The sequence below is a fragment of the Paenibacillus albiflavus genome, assembly GCF_004344915.1.
Classification (GTDB): domain Bacteria; phylum Bacillota; class Bacilli; order Paenibacillales; family NBRC-103111; genus Paenibacillus_AM; species Paenibacillus_AM albiflavus.
Window position 1 is genome coordinate 77,824 of sequence record NZ_SKFG01000014.1, and the last position, 11,948, is coordinate 89,771.

An 11,948-nucleotide genomic window follows, 5' to 3' on the forward strand; every position below is an offset into this window, starting at 1 on the left:
GTGATGAGAGAGGTTTCAAAGAAAGGCGCTTTTTGGCATTGGGGTAATTGGATGTACAAGCTTAGGTTCATTGTCCTCGTATTCTGGGTGCTTCTACTTGCAGGCTCAGCTATTTTTGCTGCCAAAGCGCCAGGCTTGCTGAAAGATAATGGTTTTACTCCGGTAGGAAGTGAATCTGATAATGGTATTAAACTGATTCAAGATCATTTGCAAACATCCGCCTCTGTTATGAATCTCGTGTACGAAAGCGACCAGCTAGATCTAACAGAGAGCAAGAATCAGCAAGTGATTCTTGATTCGCTTCAAGAGCTTGCGAAGCTACCTTATGTGGAGCATGTAGAAATTTCGAAAGCGACGAGAAATCCAGATGCTCGCTCAGGCGTAGAGTCTGTGGATGTGATGATGAATTTACATACAGATGCCGCTCTTCAGCACTATCCCGAAATTCGTAGTAAAATTACGGCTCCTGAAGGGATGCAGGTCTATCTTACAGGTGGAACTGCAGCCTTATATGATATGCAGGAGGCAAGTAAGAACGATATTGTTAAAGCTGAAATGATCGGTTTACCTCTGGCTCTTATCGTTCTGCTGCTTGTATTTGGTACGATCGTTGGTGCCTTGCTTCCGCTTGTCGTGGGTTTGATGAGTGTGACAACTACGCTTGGAATCGTTTATTTCATTGCCCAGAATCATTCTTTGTCTAATTTCTTACCTAATCTGGTCACGATGCTTGGACTAGCTGTAGGGATTGATTATGCGTTATTCCTTACCAGCAGATTTCGTGAGGAACTGAGAAGACAATCTACCGTACGTGAAGCTGTCGCGATGACATGCCAAACAGCAGGTCATTCCATTTTCTTTTCGGGGATTGCGGTATTAATCGGTTTACTCGGCATGTTGTTTATCGATCTTAACTTCTTCCAATCACTTAGTGTGGGCGGTATTATCGTTGTGACGATATCGGTTATTGTCGGCAATACGCTGCTTTTGGCTCTTTTCGCCATTCTCGGTCATAAAATAAATTCATTACGGGTGATTCCTAGCTTCTTGCGCAGAAAGAAACCGTCTCAGTTTTGGAATCGTGTTGCTACAGTTGTCATGAAACGGCCGATTATTTTTATCGTAGTAATTGCAGGAGTTCTGATTTATGCGATGACGCCTATTACACAAATTAAATATAATTTGCCAAGTACAGAAGTTCTTCCACCAAGCTATGATTCACGCTATGGCAGTGATGTCATGAAACAGACATATGATATGCGTGAAGTGAATGGTTTGCGTGTTGCTGTACAAGCTCAGGGTAACTATTGGGAAGAACAGACGATTGCTGCTGTTAGTAAGTATATGGATGATTTAAAGCAAACAACTGACGTAAGGAGTGTTCAAAGCTATCTAACCGCTTTTGAAGGACGCTCACCTGCTGAAATCTCAGCAATGTTAAGTCAGCAGCCAGTACGTGACAAGTTGGAAGCGGAAAAACTCGTTAAGGATAAGTTTATTCTTGTCGCAGTAACACCAGAGAGCAATCCAGATGATGCAGCAACAGATACGCTTGTTAAGAAGCTTCGCATGATTAATCCAGATCAGCTGGAAACGACCGTTACAGGTTCGCCTGTTTATCGATTAGATGTCATAGATCGCATACAGGACAAGCTGGTGAATGTTCTATTATTTGTATTCGGTGTTACTTTCGTTGTATTGTTATTTGCATTCCGTTCCGTCTTATTGCCTTTAAAAGCTGTATTGATGAACGTCTTGTCTCTTGGCGCAAGCCTTGGAATTGTGGTCGCTGTATTCCAGTTCGGTCACTTGGCTGATCTATTCCAGATTACGTCTATCGGTTATGTCAGCGCGATGCTGCCCGTCATTATTTTCTGTGTTGTATTTGGGATCTCGATGGATTATGAAGTATTCCTCATTTCGCGCATACAGGAAGAATATGAATCTAGCTGGAACAATGAGCAAAGCACCGCAGAAGGACTAAAGAAAACAGGTAGCTTAATTACAAGCGCAGCCTTTATTCTTATTGTGGTTGTTGGTTCTTTTATATTCACGGATATTGAGATCATGAAAGCGATGGGTTTAGGACTAGGACTTGCTGTATTAATTGATGCAACGGTTGTTCGTGTACTTCTTGTACCTGCCTTAATGAAACTGCTCGGTAAAGCAAATTGGTGGGCACCAAGATGGATGCGTCCTTCTAGACAGCCTGATAAAGCCGTGAAATAAGTTTTAAAGTTTTCAATTGAGATCATATTCGTTACAATAGTAAGAATAGGATTGAATAAAGTCTTATTTGAAGGAGAGTACAAACTATAATGATATTGAATCGTAACGAAGAATTAGTGGTTCCAGCACCTGCACTTTCACCCTCATATGATCCATGGGATCCGCTTCGTTCCATTCGTCAGCACGGCAAGCATGTGTTAACTTCTGTCGAAATGACAGTCAGTAATTTATGCAACATGCGCTGTGAGCATTGTGCAGTGGGCAATACGCTCGTAACGGTAGAACCTGAGAAACTGCCGCTTGCCATCATGCTTAAGCGACTTGATGAAGTGAAAAACTTGGAAACTATTTCCATTACAGGTGGAGAGCCTACTTTTAATAAAGCGACGGTGCAGGATTATATTATTCCGATCCTGAAGTACGCACGTGAACGTGGCATTCGCTCTCAGATTAACTCTAACTTGACGCTCGATCTGGCAAGATATGAGGATATTGCGCCATGGCTTGATGTGATGCACATTTCCTGGAACTATTTGAATGAGGATGATTTCTATGCAGTGGGCTTTGTTCGCTCCGCACATTCAGTTGGCAGAGGAACTGCAGCTCGTATGTACGATCGCATGATGGATAATACGATTAAGCTAAGCAAAGGCGGGTTGTTCGTATCGGCGGAGACGATGATTAATTATCGCACGCATGAGAAATTAGGAGGCATTCATCAGTTAATCCATGAGATGGGCTGTCAAAGACATGAAGTGCATCCAATGTACCATAGTGCATTTGCGGCTAATTTGCCGAAGATTTCACTAGAACAATTACGCAAATCCATTCATCATCTACTGGATGTACGCAAAAAAGATTTGTGGATGTTATTTGGTACTTTACCTTTTTTTGCATGCAATGAGCAAGAAGAAGATCAAGTACTTATACGCAGACTAAGAACAGAACCGAATGTGACGGTGCGCAATGATCCAGATGGACGCAATCGTCTGAATGTGAATTTATTTGATGGCCAAGTATTTGTCACGGATTTTGCAGATGAACCTACGCAAGGCAATATCATGCATGATGGACTTGATGCGATTTTTGATAGATGGACTCATCACCCGCTTCATACTCGATTTAATTGTTTCTGTGATACAGCCTCTTGTTGCGGCCCGAATTTATTGGTCGCTGATGCCTACTATCAAGATGTTGATTTTAAGCTGCGAAAGGCAAAATAAAGGGAGACGTTCTCATTGATACACACCACCTTTGAATTGGACCAAATTATTGTATATACGCTACTCGTTATTGGACTTGTCGCCCTGAATGGATTTTTCGTTGCAGCGGAGTTCTCCATTGTAAAGGTAAGACAATCAAGACTTCAGCAGCTCGTAAGTGAGGGAAATGGCAAGGCGAAATATGCATTGTCCGTAACGCAAAAATTAGATGCATACCTGTCCGCAACACAGCTTGGTATTACATTAGCATCCTTAGGATTAGGTTGGATAGGTGAAGGAGCTGTCTCAACCTTGTTGATTGAGCCGCTCTTAAGCTTAGTGAATATTACTTCACCAACGCTTATTCATTCCATATCGTTCGTATTATCTTTTGCTATTATTACGTTCTTGCATATTGTCCTCGGTGAGCTGGCACCTAAATCGTTAGCGATTCGTAAATCAGAAGCCGCCTCTCTATGGATATCGATGCCTCTTATCTTGTTCTATAAGCTGTTTAAGCCTGTTATTTGGCTGCTTAATAGCGCGGCAAATCACTTCTTGCGTCTAATTGGCATCGAGCCAGCTTCTGAAGACGAAGGTGCGCATACGGAAGAAGAAATTCGCATATTAATGAATCAAAGTGCCAAGAGTGGAATTATTGATAAGGACGAGCTAGCATTATTCGATAATGTATTTGAATTCTCGGATCGGGTTGCACGTGAGGTTATGCGGCCGCGGATGGATGTCGAATGCTTATTGTTAAACCATACATTTGAAGAAAATCTGCATATTGTGTATGAAACCAAGCATACGAGGTATCCTGTCGGTGAGCATGATAAAGATGAAATTGTCGGATTCGTACACATAACTGATCTATTAACAGCTGATCCTGATGAGGAACAAGATTTGCGTAAATATATTAGGCCAATCTTAAGCGTTCCTGAATCGATGGAAATCAGCCGCGTTCTTAAGCTGATGCAGCGTAAGCATTCTCAACTCGCAGTCGTTATAGATGAATACGGCGGCACCGCAGGGATCGTTACGTTGGAAGATATCCTGGAGGAAATCGTTGGCGAGATCAGCGATGAATTTGATATCGATGAACGACCGATGGTTGAGAAGGTGGACCATGCGACTTCAGTGGATGGCCGCTATCTAATTGAAGATTTGAATGATATTCTGGGGATAGAGATTGAGGATGATGAAGTCGATTCTATTGGAGGTTGGCTATTCAAGAGGCTTGAAGGTATAATTGATGTAGGCAGTCAAGTTCGATATGACTCTCATATATTCGAGGTAGCTGAGACAGATCGATTGCGAATTGTACGTGTATTGATCAAACAAATTGAAGATACACCTAGCTCCTAAGATTCTACAGACAAATCATGTTTAAGAATTGAAGGGGGTACTATGTCACTTCGTACCGCGATTAGTATGGTTGTTGGCATCCTATTGTTATATGCCATGTTTACAGTAGGTTTGCCATTCTTATTGGCGTTAATCACAGCAATCTCGCTTGAATCGATTACACTCTTGCTTATTAAGCATTTGCGTGTTAATCGGTTTGCGGCTGGGACGATTGTATCTACGCTGTTTACACTCGTCATGTTATTGTTGTTCTATGTGATCGGATTCAAAATTGTACGAGAAGTGATTGATTTCTGGAATTTGGCTCCACATTATTTGGAGGAAGCAACGAATTATTTGGATGCTGCCTTGGAGCAAACACGCTCATTCTATGAATCGCTTCCACCCGAGATCGCCGATCGCCTCAGAAGCTGGTTAGAATCCACCGCTCAAGAGTTACCCAATACGGTAGCCGGAATCGTCAAAACCGTATCAGCTTATCTTGCAGGTACGATCCCTAATTTATTTGTGTTCGTTACGGTGTTTATCATTGCGGTGTACTTATTCACCTATTCGCTGCCGTCTCTCAAACAATCAATTATTAAGCTGTTCGATGTAGGCTCGAGAGATAAAGTGGATAAAGTGATGGTTAATTTGCGTACGGCAATCTTCGGTTTCCTCCAGTCGCAGATTATCCTTGCGATTATTACGTATATTTTTACATTCCTGGGACTTCTGTTACTCAAAACAGAGTATCCACTTGCCATCGCCTTGTTAGTCACCATCATGGAATTTGCACCGATTATTGGTACGGGACTCGTATTTATTCCATGGGCACTTTATCATTTTATTCTGGGCAATGTGGGCTATGGTGTAGGTATTCTGATCTTATTCATCGTAGGTGCTACGATGCGCAGAATCATTGAACCTAAGATCCTAAGCGATACCGTTGGAATTAGTGCACTGGCTGCCCTAGTCTCGCTATATGTGGGCTATGAGCTTATGGGCTTTATGGGTGTGTTTATTGGGCCATTCGTTGTTATTATTTATCAAACGTTGCGTCATTCTGGTTTGCTCAAAATGAATATCCGATTAGATGACGATTAATGAAATAGTTTAAGCTGGATAAAGCCTGTTATCGCGACTTGCGGTAGCAGGCTTTTTGTGTGTTATAGAATTTATAACTCCGTGTCATAAATTCTAAGTAACACCTTAAGAAACGCACCCGTTTAAGGACGGTGAAACCGTTTCTTCTTGGCGTATTAGTTGGAAACATGTATAGGCTTCTGTCATATGGTAGAACTACGATGTATTTTAATCTTATATGGGGAGGTAATGATGTGAATACAAATACGAAATGTTATTGCCCGTATATCTCGCCCTTTGATCCTTGTCCACCTATTTTAACCAAATGCTTTTCGACTCCTCCACACTTATATATGACTTTTCAACCACCTAATCTTCCACAATTCTCGCCATACGAAGCCCTAAAGTTCGGTACGCTGTGGAAACCGTTATTTTCTGATTACACACCTAATCTGAGCGCTGGAAGGAAGGAGGCTGAAAACTGATGAGCAGCAACAAGCAAGCAGCCAGTCCAATAGCGAATCAACTGCCTAATGAATTCTATTCCATGCTTAAGGATATACAAACAGTTGATTTTGTATTAGTCGAACTAACGCTATATCTGGATACGCATCCTGACGATATGCAAGCCATTCAACAGTACAATCAATTTGCGCAAAAAAGAAAAGAACTTGTCAGCAAGTTCGAGCCTTTATTCGGACCACTGTATGCCTTTGGTCTCAGCTATACGAAATGTCCTTGGCAGTGGATCGACACACCATGGCCATGGCAGGTATGAAGAGAAATTGGAGGTGTTGGAATGTGGGTTTATGAGAAAAAGCTGCAGTATCCCGTTCGGGTATCCAAATGCGATCCGCGAATGGCGAAGTTTCTGATCGAACAATACGGGGGAGCTGATGGTGAGCTTGCAGCTGCACTACGTTACCTGAATCAACGTTATACGATACCTGATCGAGTAATTGGACTACTTACAGATATTGGGACAGAAGAGTTTGCACACTTAGAGATGATTGCGACTATGGTATATAAACTGACGAAAGACGCTTCCGTCGATGAATTGATAGCTGCAGGTTTAGGTCCACATTATGCCAATCATAATCGTGCCTTATTTTATCAAAACGCAAACGGAGATGCATGGACAGCCACTTATATCGCAGCCAAAGGTGAAGCTATTGCTCGGTGAGAGATATACAAATATAATCACCCACCGAACCATGTAATATCAACGATTTCCCCGTTTGAAACCTCAATATTGCTTACTAGCAGGCGAATAGCTTCCTTGACTTTCAGCCGATCATCTGAAAGGATATCACCAATTAAATCCTTTGCCTTCTGATGCACTTTAGCTTGAATTAACTTATCTTGATTCTTCTCTAAATCTGCGAGCTGCTTCATTATTTTCGAGCGTTCCCCTTCAATACGAGTACTAGCTCTCCTTAAATCCTCTTTTGAAATAGCATCATCCTCATATGCTTCTATCTGCTTCTGCATTTTATGATCAATTTTCTTTAGAGCATTCTGCAGATCATTTTGTTCTTTCTGAATGTTCCTCGGGTTGCTAACCTTTAAATTCATATCTCCTGGAGCACTTTGAGCAACTTCAGTGATGCGATCGACAATTAACCTCTCGATATCGTCACGATATATTGCATGATAGAAGCATCCACCTTTTTTAACATACGTCTGGCAGATGTATCTATTATATTCATACTCTTTAGAACCTCGTTTCATCTTCTGGGTATTACCAGATAGCTTCTCGCCGCAATGCTTACAGCGAACTAGACCAGATAATAAATATGTATCATCCCCAACATGTCTATTAGCTAATTTCCGAGTATGTAGTATAGTTTGTAATTCATTGAATTCATTTCTCGATATTATTGCAGGATGGTGGTCATACTGAATAACCCATTCATTTTTGTCTCTTATAACGATCTTGTCTCCACTAGATTTCCTCTTGTTATAGATCATCATCCCGCATATCGTCTCATTGGCCAGTAATCGTCTTACCTTGCTTTCTTCCCAAGAGAAGTCTCTGCTATTCTTATTGCCTTTAGTTCTTATCCCTTGTTGATTCAATCTCTTGGAGATTTCCCTCAATCCATGTCCCTCAAATACCCAACTCACCATTTGCTTAACTACTTCTGCTTCATCCTCATTTATTTCCATTATTCCATCACCAGCATCATACCCATAACATGGTCGCGTGATTAGCTTCTGTTTGCTATGTTTTGCAATAGAAATCATGTTGTCTCTAACTCTTTCACTGATCCGCTCACGCTCAAATTCTGCGAATGCACCTAATATTTGTAGCACCATCTTACCAACTGGTGTTGCAGTATCTAACTGTTCGGATGCGGATGCATATCCGCAATTATGCTGCTCAAACTGTTTAATTAAGTTTAGCAAATCAAGGAGTTTACGGGATAGACGATCGATTTTGGTTGTAAGTACCATGTCATATTTATTCTGATCGATATCGTCAAGCAATCTAATCATTTCAGGACGATTCAAGTCTTTGGCACTGTAACCATCATCAATATATAAGATCGGCCGTTCCCATCCCATTGCCCGACAATATGATATTAGACGTTCCTCTTGTTCACCTAGCGAATTTCCTTTGTCTGCTTGCTCATCTGTACTTACTCGAATATAAGCTGCTACACGCATCGATGAACCTCCTAGATAGAATATTCATTATGATAAAAGCCTTATAAAGTCTACTTCCGAAAGAAGCTCAATCTCTTGTCCATTTGCTAAAAGCTGTTCCGCTTTCTTAATTTTACTGCTTTTATCTCCGCCGATACGAGCAAAATCTTGTTCTCCCATAACTAGAAAGTTGGTATGTTTGTTTATTCCATCATTACATATGCCACCTAGATTAACAACTTCTTGCATAGCTTCTTTCCGCAAACGAGATTGAAGAGTTCCTGTAAACACAACTACTTTTTGGTAGAACGGGTGAGTCTCATCAAATTCAGTATTGTTAGATGAAATATCTTTAGCTTTTAGCTTTAATTTTGATTGTGCTAATCCAATTGATGCAGGTGTATAACCATCTATAAATAATCTTCCTGGTGTCATTTCCAGTTTTGAATAAAGGTCAGATAAAGATTCCGAATTATGTATTTGACAGACTTCAATTATAATCTTTGCAGCTGCTTGTGCATCTTCTAATGCTTCATGATGTTTAAATTGATAATTAATTTCTTTAGCAACTGCTGTCAATTTATAAGAAAGTAGACCAGGCCAAACTTTCTTTGATAGTAGGTAGGAGCAATAGTAATTTAGTTCAGGAAAATCTAAATTATAGTATGCTAATACTGCTCTTAATGCACTGAAATCAAAAGATACATTATGTGCAATAACATCATTACCGACAAGATAAGGTAAAATTTCTTTCCATAATTCTCTAAAAGTAGGTTTATTTTTAACGTCTTTAGGCGTAATTCCATGGATTGAAATATTAATATCATCAAAATCGAGTGTAGGTGGTTTCACAAGACTATAATAACTATCTGTTATTTCACCATTTTTTACTACTACAATTCCTACAGAACAAATACTGTTTCTACTACTATTAGCTGTTTCAAAATCGATTGACACAAAATTCACAAAATTCATCCCCTTAATTAACCATAAATTTAATTACTATAAGACTTTGATAACATGATATATTTGATACGAAGACGGAGAACAGCGCTGTCATAAAGTCTTTCAGTTGTGTATGTACACAACTGATATCTGGTCGAGAGTAGTATTACTCTCTTGCTGATCCGTCATCTATCAACCATTCGTAGAGATCGTCTATTGGACAATCAAGAGCTGATGCTATTGTCTTTGCCGTAGGCAGACTCATGACTCCACGATTATTCGCATAATCGGAGATTCGGTATTTATCTATACCAGTTTCTTCGACTAGCCATTGTTGAGTTTTCTTACGTTGTATAAGAAGATGACGGAGTAGGCATCGACCAGGACGATAGGTCATGACTAAACTCCTCTTCATACGTAGATATATAGATTGAATAAGAACGTATGTTCGTATATAATGTGATTACATTGACAAACGGCATACTCATAGGAGGATGTAATGGCTGCAACTCTTGAAGATTTATTTATGCAAACTATCCACTCTGCATCAACTGACGAGTTAATTTCTTTATTATCTCTAATTGAGGACCAAGGGAATTTTAAGGATTTGCACAAAGCATTAAGTCAATTGTTCAGCAACCAGAATTAACATCACAGACTTAATCTCCCAGGGCCCGGGAGATTCTTTTTATAGTACGCTTATGGTTTTCTCTGAATCCTCTTCATTAAATCAACTACATATTCTTGATCTTCAGGAGCAAGCTCTCGAAATACCCTCATGATTTCTTTATCAATATCGCTAATATCGGAATATAAGGTATCGATACTGTTAGAGTTTGAGTCTCTTCCAAGAAGCCAATCCACTTTTACCTCATATAAAGCAGCCATTTTTTCAAGTGTTAGTGTATCAGGATCTCTATAATTACGTTCATATCCAGATAATGTACCATTTGAAATTCCTAATTTTTTTGCAGCATCAATCTGAGTCATTTTTTTGGCATCTCTAGCTTGTTTCAATCGTTTTCCTAATACACTCATTATAAACACCTCACTATTGAATATAACATTATTAAGCGCAACGTTAAAATTTTTATGCGAAAAGCATAAAAATTATATTGACTAAGCGTAACGCTTAAACTATAATCAAACTATATTAAGCGTTACGCGCATTTGTTAGGGGTGATGATATGAAACCAGTTCATCAAAAAGTTGAAGAAGTAAGAGTTAGTAAAGGCGTAACTAAAACGCACATTGCTAAGAAATGTGGGAAAACTACTAGCTGGTATCATGGAATATCGACTGGAAGAAGAACACTTAATGTTGACTCATTACAGCAAATTGCCACTGCTTTAGATGTTGATATTAGAATTTTTTTTGAGAACGAATTAAGCGATACGCTTAATTACAAGCAACAATATGAGAAAGGAAATCAATATGAAGTATGCACTGCATGCAGTTAACTCAGCTTTAAAAAACTATCAGGCTGCAAGTGAACTATACAAGCTTCAGATCGCAAATGACTTTGTTAAAAATGAGCTGCCCATCGTGTATGAAGAGATGTTGAATGCTCAGAAGTTGTTGGATGAGAATGTCGAAGATTTAAACAGTTAATATGTTAAAGATTTATGTCAACATGCCCAAGCAATAAGGCATATTGATTATTAAATGATTGGAGGGGATATCATGGCTAAAACCAAGAGAAAACAGCTTCGACTCGGAACGGAAACTGTTGTATCTCGAAAAGATCCATCGATCGTACTTGGGCACAGACCCGAAGACTTCCCGCAACTTGTTATTAAATGCGCATTACTAATCAAAAACCTAGAAACTGGTCAGACATGGAAAGTAGCTGATCCGATAGAATCAGTAAAGCAATTAGAACCAGTTAAGGCATGCGTTAGCTAAGGATGGTGGATACCGCCGGTGGGGATGTGCCAGCGGTACCAGTAAGGTGGACAAGCTAGGTAAAGGATTAATTTAATATTAATTCATAAATAGATAGTGCGCTGTTCCAACACTGGGCAATTTGAACATTTTTATAGAGGGGAGGATTGTAGGATGAAGTTTGGTGCCATCCTTCTAGCTTGCAGGCAGCGAGCAGGATTAAGTCAAGAACAATTAGCGGAAAAGATGCATCGTTCACGTAGTTGTATTAGCAAACTAGAGAATGACCAAAAGACACTTGATGCTAACACATTACTAATGTGGGCTGAAGTTACTGGAGCAAAGGATGTAGCAGTAGCATTTTTTTTGGGAATGGACGGGATTTCAATTATGCAAAATTTACTTAGTTTAGTAGGAAGTTGAAAACTTGATAAGGAGGGATATTGGATGAATGTTAAGGTTAGCGATTGGCTATCACTTACAAAAGGTGAACGATTGATGGTATTGAAAGATGTAATGCAAAATAAAAAAAGCCGCTCTGCAAAGCGACTTCGTGTAAAACTCGGTTAAAAGTTTTGTTATTCCTATTTTATCATACTTTGTCGG

Annotated in this window: 16 protein-coding genes and 1 pseudogene; 13 read left to right on the forward strand and 4 right to left on the reverse strand. The window is 39.8% G+C overall.

Features of this window, described 5'->3' with window-relative positions:
• The first annotated feature begins 3 nt into the window (after positions 1-3).
• The 7 genes and pseudogenes from E0485_RS14935 to E0485_RS14965 form a co-directional block, all read left to right on the forward strand.
• Positions 4-2,229: an MMPL family transporter gene (locus E0485_RS14935; protein WP_132418866.1), complete on the forward strand. Its 2,226-nt coding sequence runs from the start codon at positions 4-6 to the stop codon at positions 2,227-2,229.
• 89 nt (positions 2,230-2,318) lie between these two features.
• Positions 2,319-3,452, forward strand: coding sequence for a radical SAM/CxCxxxxC motif protein YfkAB (gene yfkAB / locus E0485_RS14940; protein WP_132418867.1), 1,134 nt, complete (start codon positions 2,319-2,321; stop codon positions 3,450-3,452).
• A gap of 15 nt (positions 3,453-3,467) precedes the next feature.
• Entirely contained in the window at positions 3,468-4,799 is a 1,332-nt protein-coding gene (locus tag E0485_RS14945) for a hemolysin family protein (protein ID WP_132418868.1), read from the forward strand.
• Positions 4,800-4,841: 42 nt separating this feature from the next.
• Positions 4,842-5,885 (forward strand): sporulation integral membrane protein YtvI, encoded by a 1,044-nt coding sequence (ytvI, locus tag E0485_RS14950; RefSeq protein ID WP_132418869.1) that lies wholly within the window; start codon positions 4,842-4,844, stop codon positions 5,883-5,885.
• A 233-nt stretch (positions 5,886-6,118) separates the two neighbouring features.
• Positions 6,119-6,349 (forward strand): spore coat associated protein CotJA, encoded by a 231-nt coding sequence (locus tag E0485_RS14955; protein ID WP_132418870.1) that lies wholly within the window; start codon positions 6,119-6,121, stop codon positions 6,347-6,349.
• Positions 6,349-6,642: a spore coat protein CotJB gene (locus tag E0485_RS14960; protein ID WP_132418871.1), complete on the forward strand. Its 294-nt coding sequence runs from the start codon at positions 6,349-6,351 to the stop codon at positions 6,640-6,642. The genes E0485_RS14955 and E0485_RS14960 overlap by 1 nt, the downstream gene beginning before the upstream one ends.
• A gap of 21 nt (positions 6,643-6,663) precedes the next feature.
• A pseudogene (locus E0485_RS14965) lies at positions 6,664-7,041 on the forward strand (manganese catalase family protein); the annotation flags it as partial.
• Positions 7,042-7,064: 23 nt separating this feature from the next.
• Here the strand turns inward: E0485_RS14965 and E0485_RS14970 are convergent.
• The 3 genes from E0485_RS14970 to E0485_RS14980 form a co-directional block, all read right to left on the reverse strand.
• Positions 7,065-8,534 (reverse strand): recombinase family protein, encoded by a 1,470-nt coding sequence (locus tag E0485_RS14970; protein WP_132418872.1) that lies wholly within the window; start codon positions 8,532-8,534, stop codon positions 7,065-7,067.
• A 27-nt stretch (positions 8,535-8,561) separates the two neighbouring features.
• On the reverse strand, positions 8,562-9,479 hold the full coding sequence (locus E0485_RS14975) for an exonuclease domain-containing protein (RefSeq protein ID WP_165921194.1): 918 nt from the start codon (positions 9,477-9,479) through the stop codon (positions 8,562-8,564).
• Between the two features lie 145 nt (positions 9,480-9,624).
• Positions 9,625-9,855 (reverse strand): helix-turn-helix domain-containing protein, encoded by a 231-nt coding sequence (locus E0485_RS14980; RefSeq protein WP_132418874.1) that lies wholly within the window; start codon positions 9,853-9,855, stop codon positions 9,625-9,627.
• Positions 9,856-9,957: 102 nt separating this feature from the next.
• Between E0485_RS14980 and E0485_RS25140 the strand changes: the two genes are divergently transcribed.
• On the forward strand, positions 9,958-10,107 hold the full coding sequence (locus E0485_RS25140; RefSeq protein WP_165921195.1) for a hypothetical protein: 150 nt from the start codon (positions 9,958-9,960) through the stop codon (positions 10,105-10,107).
• Between the two features lie 50 nt (positions 10,108-10,157).
• Here the strand turns inward: E0485_RS25140 and E0485_RS25805 are convergent, their stop codons facing one another.
• Entirely contained in the window at positions 10,158-10,496 is a 339-nt protein-coding gene (locus tag E0485_RS25805; RefSeq protein ID WP_132418875.1) for a helix-turn-helix domain-containing protein, read from the reverse strand.
• Positions 10,497-10,645: 149 nt separating this feature from the next.
• Here E0485_RS25805 and E0485_RS14990 point away from each other — a divergent pair, with 149 nt between their 5' ends.
• The 5 genes from E0485_RS14990 to E0485_RS25700 all read left to right on the forward strand — a co-directional run bounded on the left by E0485_RS14990 (position 10,646) and on the right by E0485_RS25700 (position 11,912).
• Positions 10,646-10,918 carry a helix-turn-helix domain-containing protein gene (locus tag E0485_RS14990; RefSeq protein ID WP_132418876.1) on the forward strand — a complete coding sequence of 91 codons (273 nt, stop codon included), beginning with the start codon at positions 10,646-10,648 and terminating at the stop codon, positions 10,916-10,918.
• Positions 10,893-11,069, forward strand: a complete 177-nt coding sequence (locus tag E0485_RS25145) for a hypothetical protein (RefSeq protein WP_165921196.1) — start codon at positions 10,893-10,895, stop codon at positions 11,067-11,069. The genes E0485_RS14990 and E0485_RS25145 overlap by 26 nt, the downstream gene beginning before the upstream one ends.
• Positions 11,070-11,141: 72 nt before the next feature.
• Positions 11,142-11,363, forward strand: a complete 222-nt coding sequence (locus E0485_RS14995; protein ID WP_132418877.1) for a hypothetical protein — start codon at positions 11,142-11,144, stop codon at positions 11,361-11,363.
• A gap of 153 nt (positions 11,364-11,516) precedes the next feature.
• A complete protein-coding gene (locus E0485_RS15000) occupies positions 11,517-11,765 on the forward strand; it encodes a helix-turn-helix domain-containing protein (RefSeq protein ID WP_132418878.1) in 249 nt (82 codons plus the stop codon).
• A gap of 24 nt (positions 11,766-11,789) precedes the next feature.
• Positions 11,790-11,912 (forward strand): hypothetical protein, encoded by a 123-nt coding sequence (locus E0485_RS25700; RefSeq protein WP_268957580.1) that lies wholly within the window; start codon positions 11,790-11,792, stop codon positions 11,910-11,912.
• Positions 11,913-11,948 lie beyond the last annotated feature (36 nt).